Genomic DNA, 17,811 nt, shown 5'->3' with positions numbered 1-17,811 from the left:
TCAGCCGGCCTTCACATCGGTCCAGGCGGCGTCGCGGGCCCGTTCGGCCCGTGTGTCGCCGTTACGGAAGAAGAGGTCCGCCTTGAGGTCGTCGGCGGTCACCATGCACTGGGGGAACGGTTCGACGAGCGCGGAGTACGTGTCCTCGGTGCCGCGGACCGGCATGGGGTAGCCGATGTACTCGATGTTCTTCTTCACGTTCTCCGGACGGAGCATGTAGTCGATGAAGAGCATCGCGGTGCCGGGATGCCGGGCGTCGGCGGGGATGGCGTAGCAGTCGGAGTTGACGGGGGCGCCCTCCCGGGCGACTTCGAAGCCGAAGACGGCGGGGTCCTCGGCCTGGGCGAGCATGGCGGCCATGTCGCCACTCCATGCCTGGGTCATGTCGGCGTTGCCGTTGAGCAGGTTGTTGTAGCTGTCGCTGGAGAAGCCGCGCAGGCGGGGCCGGAGCGTGCGCAGGGTGTCGGTGACGCGGGAGAGCTCGTCGCGGTCTCCGGTGGTGAGGTCCAGGCCGAGCGTCAGCGCGCCGAGCCCGAGCACCTCGTCGCGGTCGTCGAGGACGAAGACCTTGCCCTTGGCCCGGTCGTTCCAGAGGTCGTTCCAGGAGCCGGTCAGGTCGCCGAGCCGGTCACGGCGCCAGCCGATGCCGGTCTTGTACATGGTGAAGGGGACCGTGTGTGCGGAGCGGGCGTCGTACCAGGGGTCGGCGAAGTAGTCGTAGCCGGCGAACACGGCCTCGGCGTTGCGGAGCCGGGAGTGGTCGATCCGGCGCAGCCGGCCGCCGGCGACGAGGCGCTCCGCCCACTTGGCGGTGGGGAAGATGATGTCGTAGCGGTTTCCGGCGTTGAGCTTGGCGGCCATGCCCTCCATGGAGTCGTAGTTCGACTGGACGACCTTGACGCCGTACTCCTCCTGGAAGCCGTCGAAGACGGCGGGGTCGACGAAGTCGGCCCAGTTGAAGTAGACGAGATCGCCGTCGACCTCGACGTCGATGGGGGCTTCGGCGCGCGCCCTGCCGGCCGGGTCGTCGGCCGAGGCGAAACCGCAGCCTGCGGCGGTGAGGGCGACGGCGGCGGCGGTGCCGGCACGGAGGAACGTGCGTCGGGTCGGTGGGAGTGCCTCGGGGGACATGGGGTCCTCTCCGTAGGGGCCGCGGGGGGGGGACGGCGGGAACGAGCGGTGCGTCGGGGCTCGGTCGTGGGGTGGGCGCGGTCGCCGGCGGCGCGGGGTGGGGGTGTGCGGCCGGCGAGAGCGTGCGGGAGGCGAGGGCCCGGCGAGGGTGCGGCCGGGGTGAGGGAGGCGACCCCAGGGGGCCCGCCGAGGGGCGTGAGGGCGTGCGGCCCGGTGCGGGGTGCGCGAGTCGGCATCGAGCGCTCGGTGGGGGCCGCGGCCCGGCGGGCGCGGGTACGTGGGTGGCCGGCGCGCTGGGCGTACGGACGGCCGGCCGGCGGCCTGTCTACGGCTCGGCGCCGTCGAGGTCGGCCCGGACGCGGTCGGCGAACCAGCCGACCGCCGACTCGCGGCGCGACAGCGGTCCGGGCTCGAACCCTGGCGTGGAGAGCCCCTTCTGCACGCGGGCGACCAGCTCGGCGTCCTCGTCGTTGGTGATCCAGCCGATGTGGATGTTCAGGCGCCGCGCGAGGCGGGTGCGCAGGCCGGTGCCGCGGCGGGTGTAGAACGCTCCGGGCACGGCCACGCGGTCCACCGCGGTGGGGATCGCGGTCCAGGCCAGCACATGGTCGGGGTAGAAGTCGATGAGGGTGTTGGGGTAGATGACCGCGTACCGCCAGATCCGGCGGTCGGCCTCTCCGAGGCCGGGCATGGGCGCGGCGATGCGCTGGTAGAGGCGTTCGGCCCAGTTCGAGGACGGTTTGTCGCGCAGCGGCGAGGCGAAGAGGGCGTAGGACTCCTCGATCTCGCAGGTGTAGCCCTGGTAGTCGAGCAGCCGCATCAGCCCGGGGTGGGCCACCGGAACGTGGTACCCCTCCAGGTAGTTGTCGACCGCCACCTTCCAGTTGGCGTTCTGCACCTCCGCACCGGCCAGATCGTGGATGCGGGCACGGCCGACCGGGACCAGGTCGGCCCCGGCGTAGTGGCCGACCGCCGCCTCGAGACCGGCGCAGCTCTGCGCCAGCGGTACGGCGTCGAGGTCGAGGTTGACGAAGACGAAGCCGAGGAAGGACTCGACGCGGGCGGGGAACAGGCCGAGGTTCGGCTTGTCCAGGCAGGGGATCTGCCGCGCCTCCGGGGCACCGACCAGGCTGCCGTCGAGGCGGTACGTCCAGCCGTGGTACGGGCAGCGGATCGCCTTGCCGGCCGGTTCGGGGGTGGCGACCAGGCGCGTGCCGCGGTGGCGGCAGACGTTGAGGTGGGCGGCGAGACCCCCGTCCTCGGTGCGGACCACCAGGACCTCGCGGTCCGCGACGGTGGCGGCGAGCCGGGCTCCCGGGTCGGGCAGGTCGGACTCGTGGCAGACGAGCTGCCAGGACCTGCCGAACACGTGTCGCGTCTCCGCGGCGGCGGTGGCCGGATCGGTGTAGTAGCGCGCCGGAAGCGCGGGGGCCACCGGCGTCTCGGGTGCGGCCCGTGAAGCGGGGGCTTCCGGCGCTTCGGGTGCCGGCGTTCGGGCGGCCGGTGATTCGCCGGCTGTCGGCGCTTGGGCGACCGCGGGTGTTTCCGGGGCTCTGGAGTACATCGGTGACTCCTCCGTGCCGCCAGTGCGGCGATCGGTGTCGGCGTGCGATGTCGAGACGACCGAGTTGCGGACAGGCGGTCGGGGCGGGAAGCCGGGACCGGCTGACCGATTGGACAGCCAGATTGCTGGCTCATTTCCGTCGGGTCAAGACTTGTTCACTGACCGATCGGTCAGCTAGCGTAATTCTTGCCTGACCGATCGGTCAGCAAACGTGTCTTCCTGTCGCCGCCCCGGCGCTTGCTCCTCATTCGCCCTGCTCACGGGCGTGGAGGCGGTCGGACGGCACCCATCTCCCGGAGGCACGCATGAGCGGGCGTCGGCGTCTGGACTGGCTCGGACTCACTCCCGAACCGGAGCGAGAACTCCCCACCGCGGTCGCCGCCCTGCGCGCCTCGTCACTCGATGCGCCCGCGCGGCGACCGAAAGACCTGGCGGCGGCCGAGCAGAGCCGCGTGGAGCGGCTGATCCTGCGCGGAAGCCGGCACAGCTGGCTGCGCTACCTCGCCGAGGTCACCGACCTGGTGACCGGCGTGGCCACCGGGTCCCGGGCGGGTGATCCGGCGGCCGCCCTGCTCGCGGGCGAGGTCGTGCTCGACCACCACCGCATGCTCATCGGCCTCCCGGGGCCGGGATACGGCCGTACGGCGGACGACCGCGCCGCGCTGGAAAGCGCCGTACACACCCTGCGCAGCCGCCCCGGTACCCAGACCCCCGACAGCGCCGACATGCAGACCCCCACCCGGACAGGAGGCAGCCGATGACCACGATCCGACTCCCGGCGGCGGACCCGCCGGGGACCGTCCTCGGGGCGGCCCCGGGCCTCACGGAGAGCGCCGGCGCCTACCGCGCCACCGGCGGCTACGACGAGGCCACGGCCCCCGACGAGCTGCTCGCCCACCTCGCCGCCTCCGGACTGCGCGGCCGCGGCGGCGCCGGTTTCCCGGCTGCGGTCAAGCTCCGCTCCGTACGCGACAGTGGCGGCGCGCCCGTCGTCGTCGCCAACGGCGAGGAGGGCGAACCCGGCTCGGTCAAGGACCGCTGGCTGCTGCGGGCCCGACCCCACCTGGTCCTCGACGGGCTCGCGCGGACCGCCGCGATCACCGGCGCCGTCCGCGGCTACGTCTACCTCTCCGACCCGGTCGCGGCCGAGAGCGTACGCCGGGCCCTCGTCGAGCATCCGCCGCCGCTGCCCGTCGAGGTCGTCGAGACCGATCACACCTATGTCGCCGGCGAGGAGACGGCGGTGGTCCGCAGGATCGACGGCGGACCCGCGCTGCCCGCGGCCAAGCCGCCCCGCCCCTTCGAGCAGGGGGTCGGTGGGGCGCCCACCCTGGTCTCCAACGTCGAGACGCTCGCCCGGATCGCGCTCACGGCCGCCCGGCCCGACCTCGGCCGCGCGATCGCCGTCACCACTCTCGTCACGTTGTCCGGTGGCGGGACCACGCCGCTGCTCACCGAAGTCCCGTACGGCATCCCCCTGCGCGCCCTCGCGGCCGAGCTCGGCATCCCCGGCGCGACCGGCGCGCTGATGGGAGGCCTCTTCGGCGGGCTCGTCGGAGCGGACGCCCTGGATCTCCCCCTGGAACCCGGCGCGCTCACCGCCGCGGGCACCGCCCTGGGCTGCGGCGCGATCCACTTCCTCTCCCCCGGCAGCTGCCCGGTGACCACCGCCGCGGGCGCGGCCGCCCATCTCGCTGCCGAGAGCGCACGCCAGTGCGGGGTCTGCGTCTCCGGGACCGGCGCGATCGGGAACGCCTTGCGCGCCCTCGCCGCCGGAACCGCGGGCCCGGACACCGCCGACAGCCTGCACCGCTGGTCACAGGGCCTGCCCGGGCGCGGTGCCTGCGGGCTGCTCGACGCCTCGGCCGGCATCGCGGGCAGCCTGCTCCGCGCCTTCCCCGGGCTCGTCCCCTCCCATCTCGCCGCCCCCTGCCCGCAGTGCGCCGACGCGTCCCCGGACGGCCGCCGCCTGACCGTGACCGTGCCGCAGGTGGCGGCCGGCATCACCTCCCCCGCACCCGTCTCCCCCACCGCCACCCCCCTCTCCCCCACCACCCTCACCGCCCTCCCGCTGCCCGCCCTGAAAGGAACGCCGTGAAACTCCTGCTGGACTCCACCCGCTGCCAGGGCTACGGACTGTGTCAGGAACCCGCGCCCGACCTGGTCGAACTCGACGAATGGGGCTACGCGAAGGTCATCGCCCTCGTCGTCCCGTCCGGCCCCGAGGCCGCCGCCCGCGCCCGGGCCTGTGCCGAGAGCTGCCCCAACTCCGCCCTCCGCGTGGAGGGATGACATGGCACGCGATCTGACCGCCCTCTTCGACCCCGGCTCCGTCGCCGTCGTCGGCGCGAGCGACGACCCGGCGAAGTACGGCCACGCGGTGGCCTCCCAGGCGCTGCGCGCACCCGGCCGACGCCCCGTTCACCTGGTCAACCGTCGCGGCGGCACCGTCCTCGGCCGGACGGCGGCCACCTCCGTCTCCGCGATCGGCGAACCCGTCGACCTGGTGGTGATCTCCGTGCCCGGCGCCGGCTTCGAGGCCGCCGTGGACGACGCCCTGGCCTGCGGGGCGAAGGCGATCGTCGCCATCACCGCGGGCTTCGCGGAGGCCGGCGCCGCGGGCCTCGCCCGGCAGCGGGCGGTCGCCGCCCGCGTACGCGCCGCCGGAGCCGTCCTCGTCGGGCCCAACTGCCTGGGGATCGCGGACAACACCACCGAGCTGTACCTCGCCTCCGACCGTTTCGCCCCCGGCGGAGTCGCCCTGCTCAGCCAGAGCGGCAACCTCGCCCTCGAACTCCAGCTCCGCGGCGAGCCGCACGGCCTGGGATTCTCCCGCTTCGTCTCCCTCGGCAACCAGGCCGACGTCACCCTCGTCGACCTCGTCGAGGACTGTGCCCGCCACGAGGCCACCTCGGCCATCGCCGTGTACGCCGAGGACTTCGGCGACGGCCGGGCGTTCGCGGCGGCCGCCGCCACGGCGGGCAAGCCGGTGGTGCTGCTCACCGCCGGCCGGGGCACCGCCTCCGCCCGCAGCGCGCAGTCGCACACCGGGGCACTCACCACCTCGGCCGACGTGGTGGCCGCCGCCTGCCGGGACGCGGGCGTCGAACTCGTCCGCACGCCGCGGGAGATGACCGTGGTCCTGGCCGCGCTGGGAGCGGGATCCCGCACGGGCGGCCGACGGACCGCCGTCTTCACCGACGGCGGTGGTCACGGTGCGATCGCGGCGGACGCGGCCGAGGACGCCGGGCTCGACGTGCCGGAACTCGGCGCGCCGGCCCAGGACAGGCTGCGGACCGTGCTGTGGGAGCAGTCCTCGGTCGGCAACCCCGTCGACCTGGCGGGGATGGGCGAACAGCGCCCCCTCTCGTACGCCGACACGGTCGGGGAGCTCCTCGCCGCCGACGAGGTCGACGCCGTGCTGATGACCGGGTACTTCGGCGGTTACGCCGCTTCCGACGGCGGTCTGGGCGGCGGCCCGGCCGGCGGCTCCGTACTCGCGGACGGCGAGACCCGCGCCGCCAAGGAGATCGCGGCTCACCTCGCCGCCGTACCGAAGCCCCTTGTCGTGCAGTCGATGTACCCGCGGTCGCCGAGCTGCCGGGTGCTCGCCGAGGCCGGGGTGCCGGTGTTCGACGCCACCGAGGACGCCGCCCGCGCGCTGGCGGCGATGACCGGCCGGGCGGCGCCCGGCACCGGCGGCGTCCCGCCGCTGCCGCCCACCGCCGTACCGCTGCGGGATCCGGGGTACCACGGGGTGCGGGCGCTGCTCGGGTCGGCCGGCGTGCCGTTCCCGGCGGCCCGCGAGATCACGGACGAGGCCGGACTCCTCGCCGCCGCAGGGGAGTTCGACGGGCCGTACGTGCTCAAGGCCCTGCACGTCCTGCACAAGTCCGACGCCGGTGGTGTGGCGCTGCGTCTGCCCGACCGGGACGCGCTCCTCGCCGCGTACCGGGAGATGCGGTCCCGGCTCGACGCACCGGCCTACTCGGTGGAGGCGATGGCCGATCTCTCGGACGGTGTCGAGCTGATCGTGGGCGTGAACCGGGATCCGAGGTTCGGGCCGGTCGCCCTGGTCGGGCTCGGCGGGGTGCTCACGGAGACGCTCCGGGACGTGGCCTTCGCGCTCGCGCCCGTACCGGCCGCGCGGGCCGAGGTCCTGCTGCGGGGCCTGCGCAGTGCCGCGCTGCTGGACGGCGTACGCGGCCGGCCGGCCGTCGACGTGGCCGCGGCCGCCGCCGTCGTCGAGCGCATCACCACCGTCGCGGCCGCGCACCCGGAGATCGCCGAGCTGGAGGTCAACCCCCTCCTCGTACGCCCGGACGGCGCCCTCGCCCTGGACGCCCGGGCCGTCCTCGCCCCGCCGGCCGACGTCGAACCGGCGGCCTTCCCCGCCTCGCCGGCCGACGTCGAACCGGCGGCCTTCCCCGCCTCGCCGGCCGACCTGGACTGAGGTGGCCCACCGCACCACCCGCCCCTCCCCACCACCTGTGCCCTGGAGGACACATGGACTTCCGCTACACACCCGAGCAGGCCGACCTCAAGGGCCGTGCGGCCGCCTACGCCCGGCTCCTGATGAGGTACGAGGACCAGGCCGAGGAGGCGGGCGGCCCGCTGCCCGCCGACACGGTCCGCGAGCTGACCCGCGCCGCGATCGACGCCGGCGTCTACGCCATCAACATGCCCGCCGAATGGGGCGGCGCTGGCCTCTCACTGCTGGACCAGGTCATCGTCGAGGAGGAGTTCGGAAAGGTCACCAACTGCCTCTGGGACATCCCCTGGCGGCCCGCGAACGTCCTGGCGTACGGAACCGAGGAGCAGCGGGAGAAGTACCTGCTGCCGGTCATCAGGGGCGAGCGGTTCGACGCGTTCGCGGTGACCGAGCCCGGTGCGGGCTCCGACCCGGGCTCCGGCACGAGCACGGCCGCCCGCACCGACGGCGGCTGGCTCCTGAACGGCGAGAAGTGGTTCGTGACCTGCGGTGACATCGCGGACTTCCTGCTGGTGCAGGCCGACGCGGGACCCGAGCGGGCGGCGACCCTGTTCTTCGTCGACAAGCAGGCGCCGGGCGTCGAGATGACACGCGTGCCGCGCTTCATGCACTCCGCGGTGAACGGGCACCCCGAGTTCACCTTCACCGACGTCTTCGTCCCCGACGAGGACGTGCTCGGCGGCGTCGGCAACGGCTACGAGCTGACCAAGGAGTGGTTCACGGACGAGCGGCTGATGATCGCCGCCCGGACCGTCGGCGCCGCCGAGCGGGCACTGGAGCTCGCCCGGGACTGGGCCGTCGAACGCCGCCAGTTCGGCTCCCCCATCGCCGACTTCCAGCTCGTGCAGGGCATGCTCGCCGACTGCGCCGTCGACATCGCCGTCAACCGCGCCTACACCCACCAGGTCGCCTGGGAGGCGGACCGGCCGGACACCGACCGCAAGACGCTGCACGCCAAGGCGTCGACGGCCAAGCTCGCGGCGAGCGAGGCCGCGGGGCGGGTCGTCGACCGGTGCGTACAGATCTTCGGCGGCCGGGGCTACGACCGTACGTACCCGGTCGAGCGCATGTACCGCGAACTGCGCGTCGACCGGATCTGGGAGGGCACCTCCGAGATCCAGCGCCTGATCATCGCCAACGAGCTGATCAAGCGCGGTACACGGGCCCTCGCCCTCCCCCACTCCTGACGACCGCTCGCCCGCCCACCACGACCCAGAGGACAGACACGCACATGGACTTCCGCCTCACCGCCCGTCAGGAAGAGCTCCGGGAAGCGGCGCGCGCACTGACCGACGTCATCATGAAGTACGAACTCGACTGCGAGGAGAACAACGGGCTGCCCCCGCAGGCCCACGCCGAGATCCGCGACGCCGTCCTCGACAGCGGGCTGCAGGCCGTCAACATGCCGCAGGAGTGGGGTGGCGCCGGCCTCACCATCCTGGAGCAGGTGACGGTCCAGGCGGAGCTCGGGCGGCTCACCGGCGCGCTGTGGGACATGGTGTGGCGTCCGGCCAACGCCCTGTCCTTCTGCACGCCGGAGCAGCGCGAGCGCTACCTCGTCCCCGTGATCAGGGGACAGCGCCGGGACTGCTACGCGGTGACCGAGCCCGAGGCCGGTTCCGACCCGCAGAGCCTGCGGACGACGGCGACGCGGACGGACGGCGGCTGGCTCCTGAACGGCGAGAAGTGGTTCGTCACGGTCGGCGACCACGCCGACTTCATGATCGTGCTCGCGGTCGCCGGGGAGGAACGCGCGCCGACCCTGTTCCTCGTCGACAAGGACACGGCGGGCATCGAGATGACGCGCGTGCCGCGCTGGATGCACACCTTCGTCTACGAGCACCCCGAGTTCACCTTCACCGACGTGTTCGTCCCCGACGACGCGGTGCTCGGCGAGCTGGGCCAGGGCTATGACATCACCCGCTCCTGGTTCACGGAGGAGCGGCTGATGATCGCGGCCCGGACGATCGGGGCTGCGGAGCGGGCCCTGGAGCTGGCCCGGGACTGGGCGGTGGAGCGCCGCCAGTTCGGCTCTCCCATCGCCGACTTCCAGCTGATCCAGGGCATGCTCGCCGACTGCGCCGTCGACATCGCCGTCAACCGCGCCTACACCCACCAGGTCGCCTGGGAGGTCGACGAGGGCCTGATCGACCGCAAGACGCTGCATGCCAAGGCGGCCATCGCCAAGCTGGCGGCGAGCGAGGCGTCCGGGCGGGTGGTCGACCGGTGCCTGCAGATCTTCGGGGGCCGGGGCTACGACCGTTCGTACCCGGTCGAGCGTCTCTACCGCGAGCTGCGCGTCGACCGGATCTGGGAGGGCACCTCCGAGATCCAGCGCCTCATCATCGCGGGCGAACTGGTCAAGCGGGGTACGGGCGTTCTGCGGATGCCTTCCGCGGGGTAGGCGCCCGGCCCGGGTGGTCCGGGCGGCGCCCATCGGCCGCTGCCCGGACCACCCCACCCGTACGCAACTCAGGCACCACAGGAATCGGTGCAGGAACAGGAATCAGTGCAGGAATCAGTGGAGGGAGGACGCGCCGATGACGGATGTCGAACGGGTCGGGATCGTGGGCTGCGGACTGATGGGTTCCGGCATCGCCGAGGTCTGCGCCCGCGCCGGACGGGACGTCGTGGTGGCCGAGACGACCCGGACGGCCGCGGCCGCCGGCCGGGAGCGGATCTCCCGCTCCCTGGAACGTGCCGCGGCGTCAGGAAGGCTGACGACCGCCGAACGGGACGCCGCCGCCGGCCGGATCACGGTGACCACGGACATGGCGCGGATGGCGGACCGTGACCTCGTCGTCGAGGCGGTGGCCGAGGACGAGCGGGCGAAGCTGGAGGTGTTCGCCGTGCTCGACCGGACGGTGGAGCGGCGGGACGCCGTCCTGGCGACGAACACCTCCTCCATCCCGGTCATCCGCCTGGCGGCCGCCACCTCGCGGCCGGCACAGGTCGTCGGCCTCCATTTCTTCAACCCCGTCCCGGTACTTCCGCTGGTCGAGCTGGTGCCGTCCCTGCTCACCGGCGAGGAGACCGTCCGGCGGGCACGGGCGTTCGCCGTCGACGTCCTGGGCAAGGAGGTCGTCCGTGCCCAGGACCGGGCGGGGTTCGTCGTGAACGCCCTCCTCGTGCCGTACCTGTTGGCCGCCGTGCGCATGGCCGAGTGCGGGACGGCGTCGGCCGAGGACATCGACCGGGGCATGACGCTGGGCTGCGCGCACCCCATGGGACCGCTCGCCCTGGCGGACCTCATCGGCCTGGACACGGTGCAGGCCATCGCGCGGTCGATGTACGCGGAGTACCGGGAAACCCTCTACGCGCCTCCGCCGCTCCTCGCCCGCATGGTCGACGCGGGTCTGCTGGGCCGCAAGACGGGCAGGGGCTTCCACACCTACGGCGGTCCCGGGGGAACGATGCGCGAGAATGACCGTGTGGCGGCCCGGGCGACCGGGCCCACCCGCCCGGTCCACGGGCACCGACACGGGGAGCAGCAGACGTGACCAAGGCCGATCGCGCACTGGAGACGCGTGAGCGCATCCTCACGGCCGCGTGCGAAGTCATCGCCGACATCGGCTTCGAGAACGTCAGCATGCGCAAGGTCGCCGAGCACGCCGGAGTCTCGAAGGCCCTGCTGCACTACCACTTCGACACGCGGGAGAAGCTCTTCGCCGACGCGATGACGCACTCCTTCGCCCAGACCGGTACGGAGGCCGACGACGGCGCCGACCCGGTTCCGGCGGCCGTCGCCCTGGCCCGCATCCTGCGGAGCATGCTGCCGACGGACGCGGAGCTGCGCCAGGACTGGAAGCTCTGGCAGGAGCTGTGGGTACGGGCCCAGCGCGACACGGCGGCGCGGCACCTGGCCGTCGACCTGTACGACCAGCTGCACGCGTGGGTGGGCGGGGCGATGGAACGGGGCATCGCGTCCGGGGAGTTCACCGACTGCGACGTCGACGCGCTGAGCACCCAGGTGCTGGCGCTGTGCGACGGCCTCGGCATCCGTCTGATGCTCGACGACCCCAGGGTGGACCTCGCGACGGCACGCTCGACGATCTGGGGAGCGATCGCACCGGCGCTCGGCATCGACCCGGCGTTCCCGGAGGTCTGACCGGTTCAGCCGGCCGGGTCGGTCGTGAGCGCCGCGGCCGCCGCGAAGAGGCGGGCGCAGCGGCGGGTCATGGCCTCGGGGGACTCGTCGGGGTGCTTGACCCACCAGCGGACGAGGGTCGCGACCAGCTCCCTCCAGACGTACTTCAGCGCGTCCGCGTCCAGCGGGTCGGTGGAACCGGCCGCGCGCAGCAGTTCGGCGGTTCCGCCGGCGGCGAGCCGGTCGATGGCCGTCCAGTACTCCGCGGCCCGACGCGCGGCCGCGCCGTCGGCCGGCAGGGAGGTGTCGTAGAGCACGAACCATGACTCCCGTTGCCCCTCCAGCGCGACGAAGATGCTTCTGAGGACGCGCAGAGGCGTGTGTCCCGTGGTCCCGTCCTCCCCCATCGCGGTGCGGATGGTGTCGAGGAGCCGGTCCCCGACCGGGACCAGGCAGGCGAGGTACAGATCTTCCTTCGTACCGAAGTACTGGTGCAGCAGCGTCTTCGTGACACCGACGCGCTCGGCGATCGCGGCGAGCGATGCGGCCGCGTAGCCGCGCGTGCCGAACTCCTCAGTGGCGGCGTCCAGCATCTGCTGCTGACGGTGGTGCCGCGGGACTCCCTTGGTGCCGGCCTTCGAACGGGGGGTTGCCATGGGCCGATATTATCAGTAAGTAATTTACCGCTAGGTAAATTCCGTCCGCGGCCTCTGGAGCACACCCATGTCCGGCACCATCACGCAGCCCGTTCCCCGTCCGCGCACCCGCTCCTGGTGGGGTTGGGGGTGGGCGGACGCGCATCCCGACGACGCGGAGTGCGCCGCGATGGGCGCCCTGCTCCCCGGCACGCTCGCCCGCCCGCTCCCCGTCCCGAGCGTCGGCGACCTGCGCATCGCGAACCCAGCCGTCGAGCCGCCCGCGAGCCTCGCGCACCTGGTCGACACCGACCCCCGGGAGCGCGCGGCGCACGCCATGGGCAAGGCGTACCGCGATGTCGTACGGGCCCTGCGCGGGCGCCCCGGCCGTATCCCCGACCTCGTCGCACGCCCGACGGACGACCGGGAGGTGACCGACCTGCTGGACTGGGCCGGCGAGCGGCAGGTCGCGGTGGTCCCGTACGGCGGTGGCTCCTCGGTCTCGGGCGGCGTGGAGTACCGCGGTGACGCCCACCGCGCCGTCCTGTCCCTCGACCTGACCGCCATGGGCCGCGTCCTGGAGGTGGACACCGTCGGCCGGGCCGCCCGCATCCAGGCCGGGACCCTCGGTCCGAGCCTGGAGGACCAGCTCCGGCCGCACGGCCTGACGTTGCGCCACTTCCCGCAGAGCTTCGAGTTCTCCACCCTCGGCGGCTGGCTCGCCACCCGGGCCGGCGGCCACTACGCGACCGGCCGCACGCACATCGACGACTTCGTCCAGTCTCTGCGCGTGGTCACCCCGGCCGGCACCAGCGCCTCGTGGCGGCTGCCCGCCTCGGGCGCAGGGCCCTCCCCCGACCGGCTGTTCCTCGGCTCCGAGGGAGCACTCGGCGTCATCACGGAGGCGTGGGTGCGGCTCCAGGAGCGCCCCGCCCACAAGGCCTCCGCCTCCCTCTCCTTCACCGACTTCCACGCCGCGCTGGAAGCGGTACGCGACCTGGCGCAGTCGGACCTCTCCCCCGCCAACTGCCGGCTCCTGGACTCCGGTGAGGCCGCGCTCTCCGGGGCGGCGCACGACGGCTCCGCCGTACTCGTCCTGGGATTCGAGTCCGCGGACGGACCGGTCGTGTCCCGCCTGGAACAGGCCGTCGACCTGGCCCGTTCCCACGGCGGAAGGCCCGGCACCGCGTCGTCCGCGAAGGACGGCGACGCCGCCGTGAGCGCCTGGCGCTCGGCCTTCCTGCGGATGCCCTACCTCCGCGACGGTCTGGCCAGGATGGGGGCCGTGGCGGAGACGTTCGAGACGGCGGCGACATGGGACCGCATCCCCGCCCTGATCGAAGCGGTGCGCACGGAGGTCGGCGAGGCGGCCCTGAAGGCCTCCGGCCACCCGGCGACCGTCAACTGCCGCCTCACCCACGTCTATCCGGACGGCGCCGCACCTTACTTCACCGTCCTGGCCGCCGGCCGCCCCGGCGACGAGGTCGCCTTCTGGGACGACCTCAAGGCCGTGGCGAGCGATGTGCTGCACCGCCACCGGGCCACGATCACCCATCACCACGCCGTCGGCCGGGACCACCGCCCGGGCTATGACCGCCAGCGCCCCGACCCGTTCGCCCTCGCGCTGCGCGCCGCGAAGGGAGCGCTCGATCCGCGGGGCATCCTCAACCCCGGCGTGCTCGTCGACTGACCGTGAAGCCCCGGCCGCCGCACGGGAAAGATGACCGGACCGTGCGGCGTGAGGTACGAAGACTTCTGTGAACGATCAGATCCACTCCTCGACCATTCGGGTGTTCGTCGCGCTCGCCCCACCGGACGACGCCAAGGAAGAGCTGGCGCGGGCGCTGGGGCCCGCCTACGCGGCGTACCCGAACCTGCGGTGGAACCGCATCGAGGACTGGCACATCACGCTCGCGTTCCTCGGGGAGCTCCCGGCGACGACCGTTCCGCTCCTGCGGCCGCCGCTCGCCGCACTCGCGGCAGCCCGTCCTTCCTTGGACCTCGGGCTACGTGGTGGCGGGCACTTCGACGAGCGGGTGTTGTGGAGCGGCATCGACGGGGACCTCGAAGGCCTGCACCTGCTCGCCTCCGAGGTCCGGGCCGTGGCCCGCGCGTGCGGTGTCGCCTTCGAGGACCGTCCCCTACGCCCCCACCTCACGCTCGCCCGGGCCCGCCGCAACGAAACGGCCCCCGTGGTGGAGACCGCCGCCGCACTCGAGGCGTTCACCGGTCGCCGCTGGCAGGCCGGACGACTGCACCTGGTCGGCAGCAACTTCGGCCGCGGCCCGGGGCCGATCCACTACCGCGACATCGAGGCCTGGAGCTTCGGCCGCGCCGACAGCGCCGGCGGGATCGGTGGCACCGGTTCAGCGACGTGAGGCGGACCGCTTCGGCGGCTCGATACGCACCCGCCGCCCGCTGGGCACCATGTCGATGTCGTCGAGCTGCGCGGTGATCGTGCTCCGCAGGACGTCGTAGTCGTCGAAGGAGTAGTCGTTGAACAGGGTGTAGCCGGTCCACATGAGGTTGGCGCAGACCCGCGCGGGTACCCGGCCGGTCCGAGCGCCCATGCCGACCAGGGCCACCGACGCGATGCTGCCCGGAGCCTCGCTGTTCTGCCGGTGGATCGCCTGGAAGGCGGCGGCGCACGCCAGCGCCACATTCAGCGTCTCCCGCACGTTCTCCGCAGACGATTCCATCGTCGGCGTCGATATCAGGAACTTCGGGACGACCGCACCCGACGGAACGCACACCGCACTGCCCACAGGGAGATGTCCCGCGAACCGGTCGCGAATCGCCCGCTGCACGCGCAATTGGATGCCCGCTCCGAGGTGTCGCTTGATGACCGCGTCCACCCCTCCGTCCATCCGCCCCCGGGAATTGGTGGGGGTGACCCAGGCATCGACCTTCTCGTCGAGGATCGAGCCCCTGCGGATCTCGATTCCGGGAGTGTCGGCGAACGCCGCGCGCCACGACTCCACCACGTCGGCGTTGATGTCCGTCAGCACCACCTCGAGAGGCGACTGCACACGGTTTTCGGTCATGATGCGCTCCGATCGAGAGACGGCTCTTCCCACCACTCACGACGCTACCGCGCACCACTGACAACGCCGCCGAGAGCGGCGGTCGGTGAGGCACCGTCACGATTGCCCGCGCCGTGACCCGGTGCTAGCCTGCCGCCCGTCTCCGCAGGTCCGACCGTGGCGGCCGACGCCGCCGACCCTGCCGACGGGGGCCGGCGAGAGTCGGCGGGCCGGACACCCAGGCGTTCAGAGGTCTGCTTCTCCGCGCCGCCCAAGCCCTTTCCCGCATATTCCATCACCGCATGGGGAGTCTTGCCGAAATGAACGATTCCAGCACCCCGAACGAGCCTGACGCGAATGACCCGTTGGGCCTCTCCGAACTCTTCGAAGGCGGCGGTGAACCCTGGCTTCCGATTCTGAAGCCCGCGATCGAGGCACAGCCGGACGCGGCCACGTTCATCGGCGCGGGCCGCAGCCCGGAAATCGTTCCTGTCCGGGAATTGACCTTCCAGGCGCTCAAGCCTCATCCGCCGCGCAGATGGAAGGTCGTCGTCTTCGGCCAGAATCCTTATCCGAGGCCCGAAAGCGCCACGGGGATAGCCATGTTCGACAACACCTTCCACGACTGGAAGGACAGTCAGTTCGGCCGGGTCGTCAGTATCCGCTGCATCATCAAGGCGGCGGCGATGTGGAAGTACGGAATTCCCAAGAAGACGCCCATCGCCGATGTCCGTGCCCTCCTCGAGAAGCAGGACACCGTCCAGCCGCCGGAGTGGTTCCAGGCGATGCTGACGCAGGGCGTCCTGCTGCTCAACGCGTCACTCACCGCCGGCAGCGACGGCGCGACGGGGACCGAACGGCACACCGCGTTCTGGCGTCCGGTCGCCGAGCGGATCGTCGAGGAGATCCTCAAGGCCAAGCAGGAGGCCGACGAGGAGGACCGCGGTGTCGTCTTCGCCTGGTGGGGGGCGCACGCGCGCAACCTGAAGAAGGTCGTCCTGCGTCTCCAGGAGAAGTACCCCGAGGTCGACGTCCGGCACATCGACCACCCCAACCCGGCGGCGCAGGGCGACATCTTCTGCGACGGCGACCACTTCGCCGTGGTCAACGACGCCCTGGCGTCGCTCGGCGCGGATCCGGTCGACTGGCTGCCGAGCAAGGGGTGGGACCGGACCGCGGGGGACGACGCCGACAGTGGTCGCGGGGATGTCGCGGAACGCATGGGAGCGTTCATCGCCTCCACCATGGAACTGCACCAGCTGTATCTGGACCGGCTCTCCGGCGTCAAGGACGAGGGCCTCGTCCTCCCCGGGATCACCGGTGTGTTCGACACCCCGGTCATGGAATTCCAGGACGCCGTCGGTCCCGTCACCGAGGTGCTGTCCAACCTCGGCCGGCACGTCGGCCTGTCGCACGAATTCGGCAAGAGGCGCGCGGACGAATCGGCTGCCGGCGGGCTCTCCGCCGACGCGATCGCCGCGCTCCACCTCTACACCTGCGAGTCCGCGTTCTACCGGGAGATCAACGCCGTCCTCCGCTCCCCCGACCGCTCCAAGCTCGTCCCGTACATCCCGTACCTGCGCCTGCTGTTCTCGGCCGTGTCGCAACTCCCGGCCCGTAAGGAGCCGTTGTGGCGCGGGGTGTCGCTGGACCTGCGCGCGCAGTATCCGCTCGGCCGCACCGTGACCTGGTGGGGCGTTTCCTCGTGCACGTCCGAGCTCGGCGTGGCACGCGCCTTTCTCGGCGGCCGGGGAAAGCGCACGCTCTTCGAGGTGACGCCCGTCCGGGCCGTGGGCATCCGCAATTTCTCCGCCTTCACCGGCGAGGAGGAATTCATCCTGGCGCCGGGCACGCAGCTCAAGGTGACGGATGTCACGACCGAGCGCGGCGGCCTGTGCACCGTGAAGCTCACCGAGCTGGAGGAGCAGACCCTCGTGTCGTGATCGACGGTCTGGCCGTCGGACGGCGGGCACGTGAGAATGCCCCCATGACCGATACCCCAGCCGCCTCGTCCGACCCCGTCGCCCCTTGCGTGCGTGTGGAGCGGGACGGACCCGTGACGACGGTGGTGCTGTCGCGGTCCGCCGCCCGCAACGCGGTGGACGGGCCGACGGCCCGGCAACTGGCCGACGCCTTCCGGGCCTTCGAGGCGGACGACGAGGCTTCGGTCGCGGTGCTGTGGGGCGAGGGCGGGACGTTCTGCGCGGGAGCCGACCTCAAGGCCATCGGCACGGAACACGGGAACCGGGTGGAGCCGGACGGCGACGGCCCGATGGGCCCGACCCGGTTGCGCCTGACCAAGCCGGTCGTCGCGGCCGTCGCCGGCCATGCCGTGGCCGGGGGGCTCGAACTGGCCCTGTGGTGCGATCTGCGCGTGGTCGAGGAGGACGCTGTTCTCGGGGTGTTCTGCCGCCGGTGGGGAGTGCCGCTGATCGACGGCGGTACGGTCAGGCTGCCCCGGCTGATCGGCGAGAGCCGCGCCATGGACCTCATCCTCACCGGCCGCCCGGTCCCGGCCACCGAGGCGTACGAGATCGGCCTCGCCAACCGCCTCGTACCGCCGGGGCGGTCCCGTCAGGCGGCGGAGCAGCTCGCCCGGGAGATCGCCGCGTTCCCTCAGCTGTGCCTGCGCCACGACCGCCTCTCGGTACGGGAGCAGCACGGGCTCCCCGAACCCGAGGCCCTGGCCGTCGAGCTGCGCCACGGCATGGTGCCGCTGTCGGCCGGCGAGACCCTCGCGGGCGCCACCCGCTTCACGCACGGGGCCGGCCGCCACGGGTCCTTCGCCGACTGACGTCTCACCGGGGGGACACCTGGCCTCGCACGGAGACCCCGGGCGCACGGAACGGCCTCACCAGAAGGGGGTTGATGAGGCCGTT

The 17,811-nt window shown here is 72.6% G+C and carries 16 protein-coding genes; 12 read left to right on the top strand and 4 right to left on the bottom strand.

What is annotated here, in order from left to right; translation table 11 throughout:
* Together ACZ3OF_RS04490 and ACZ3OF_RS04485 are read right to left on the bottom strand one after the other, a co-directional pair.
* A complete protein-coding gene (locus ACZ3OF_RS04490; RefSeq protein ID WP_467302684.1) occupies positions 1-1,131 on the bottom strand; it encodes a polyamine ABC transporter substrate-binding protein in 1,131 nt (376 codons plus the stop codon).
* A 325-nt stretch (positions 1,132-1,456) separates the two neighbouring features.
* Positions 1,457-2,566 carry an aromatic ring-hydroxylating oxygenase subunit alpha gene (locus ACZ3OF_RS04485; RefSeq protein ID WP_361666276.1) on the bottom strand — a complete coding sequence of 370 codons (1,110 nt, stop codon included), beginning with the start codon at positions 2,564-2,566 and terminating at the stop codon, positions 1,457-1,459.
* A gap of 434 nt (positions 2,567-3,000) precedes the next feature.
* Here ACZ3OF_RS04485 and ACZ3OF_RS04480 point away from each other — a divergent pair, with 434 nt between their 5' ends.
* From ACZ3OF_RS04480 to ACZ3OF_RS04445, 8 genes are all read left to right on the top strand, one after another.
* Positions 3,001-3,456, top strand: a complete 456-nt coding sequence (locus ACZ3OF_RS04480; RefSeq protein ID WP_467302681.1) for a hypothetical protein — start codon at positions 3,001-3,003, stop codon at positions 3,454-3,456.
* Positions 3,453-4,793, top strand: coding sequence for an NADH-ubiquinone oxidoreductase-F iron-sulfur binding region domain-containing protein (locus tag ACZ3OF_RS04475; RefSeq protein ID WP_467302679.1), 1,341 nt, complete (start codon positions 3,453-3,455; stop codon positions 4,791-4,793). Before ACZ3OF_RS04480 ends, ACZ3OF_RS04475 begins: the two co-directional genes overlap by 4 nt.
* Positions 4,790-4,987 carry a ferredoxin gene (locus tag ACZ3OF_RS04470; protein WP_361643666.1) on the top strand — a complete coding sequence of 66 codons (198 nt, stop codon included), beginning with the start codon at positions 4,790-4,792 and terminating at the stop codon, positions 4,985-4,987. Before ACZ3OF_RS04475 ends, ACZ3OF_RS04470 begins: the two co-directional genes overlap by 4 nt.
* A 1-nt stretch (position 4,988) precedes the next feature.
* A complete protein-coding gene (locus tag ACZ3OF_RS04465) occupies positions 4,989-7,148 on the top strand; it encodes an acetate--CoA ligase family protein (RefSeq protein ID WP_361666279.1) in 2,160 nt (719 codons plus the stop codon).
* Positions 7,149-7,201: 53 nt separating this feature from the next.
* Positions 7,202-8,374: an acyl-CoA dehydrogenase family protein gene (locus ACZ3OF_RS04460; RefSeq protein WP_467302676.1), complete on the top strand. Its 1,173-nt coding sequence runs from the start codon at positions 7,202-7,204 to the stop codon at positions 8,372-8,374.
* Positions 8,375-8,418: 44 nt separating this feature from the next.
* Positions 8,419-9,591 (top strand): acyl-CoA dehydrogenase family protein, encoded by a 1,173-nt coding sequence (locus tag ACZ3OF_RS04455; RefSeq protein ID WP_467302674.1) that lies wholly within the window; start codon positions 8,419-8,421, stop codon positions 9,589-9,591.
* 136 nt (positions 9,592-9,727) lie between these two features.
* Complete coding sequence (locus ACZ3OF_RS04450) at positions 9,728-10,687, top strand: 3-hydroxybutyryl-CoA dehydrogenase (protein WP_361666283.1); 960 nt, start codon at positions 9,728-9,730, stop codon at positions 10,685-10,687.
* Entirely contained in the window at positions 10,684-11,295 is a 612-nt protein-coding gene (locus ACZ3OF_RS04445) for a TetR/AcrR family transcriptional regulator (protein WP_467302670.1), read from the top strand. The genes ACZ3OF_RS04450 and ACZ3OF_RS04445 overlap by 4 nt, the downstream gene beginning before the upstream one ends.
* 5 nt (positions 11,296-11,300) lie before the next feature.
* Here ACZ3OF_RS04445 and ACZ3OF_RS04440 read toward each other — a convergent pair whose 3' ends face one another.
* Positions 11,301-11,930, bottom strand: a complete 630-nt coding sequence (locus ACZ3OF_RS04440; protein WP_361666287.1) for a TetR/AcrR family transcriptional regulator — start codon at positions 11,928-11,930, stop codon at positions 11,301-11,303.
* Between the two features lie 67 nt (positions 11,931-11,997).
* Between ACZ3OF_RS04440 and ACZ3OF_RS04435 the strand changes: the two genes are divergently transcribed.
* The gene (locus tag ACZ3OF_RS04435) at positions 11,998-13,599 is read left to right on the top strand and encodes an FAD-binding oxidoreductase (RefSeq protein ID WP_361666288.1); all 1,602 of its coding nucleotides are present in this window, start codon (positions 11,998-12,000) and stop codon (positions 13,597-13,599) included.
* 67 nt (positions 13,600-13,666) lie between these two features.
* Entirely contained in the window at positions 13,667-14,287 is a 621-nt protein-coding gene (gene thpR, locus ACZ3OF_RS04430; RefSeq protein WP_467302667.1) for an RNA 2',3'-cyclic phosphodiesterase, read from the top strand.
* On the opposite strand, the gene ACZ3OF_RS04425 is transcribed toward thpR, so the two are convergent.
* The gene (locus ACZ3OF_RS04425) at positions 14,276-14,986 is read right to left on the bottom strand and encodes a macro domain-containing protein (RefSeq protein ID WP_467302665.1); all 711 of its coding nucleotides are present in this window, start codon (positions 14,984-14,986) and stop codon (positions 14,276-14,278) included. The two genes, thpR and ACZ3OF_RS04425, sit on opposite strands and share 12 nt — an antisense overlap.
* A 266-nt stretch (positions 14,987-15,252) precedes the next feature.
* On the opposite strand from ACZ3OF_RS04425, the gene ACZ3OF_RS04420 reads away from it, so the two are divergent.
* Together ACZ3OF_RS04420 and ACZ3OF_RS04415 are read left to right on the top strand one after the other, a co-directional pair.
* The gene (locus tag ACZ3OF_RS04420) at positions 15,253-16,875 is read left to right on the top strand and encodes an ADP-ribosyltransferase domain-containing protein (protein WP_467302663.1); all 1,623 of its coding nucleotides are present in this window, start codon (positions 15,253-15,255) and stop codon (positions 16,873-16,875) included.
* A gap of 44 nt (positions 16,876-16,919) precedes the next feature.
* Positions 16,920-17,726, top strand: coding sequence for a crotonase/enoyl-CoA hydratase family protein (locus ACZ3OF_RS04415; RefSeq protein ID WP_467302661.1), 807 nt, complete (start codon positions 16,920-16,922; stop codon positions 17,724-17,726).
* Positions 17,727-17,811: the final 85 nt, after the last annotated feature.

It is taken from the genome of Streptomyces sp. NPDC022552, from assembly GCF_055561875.1.
Note: the sequence above shows the minus strand (reverse complement) of the source record. Positions and strands in the feature narration are given on the sequence as shown.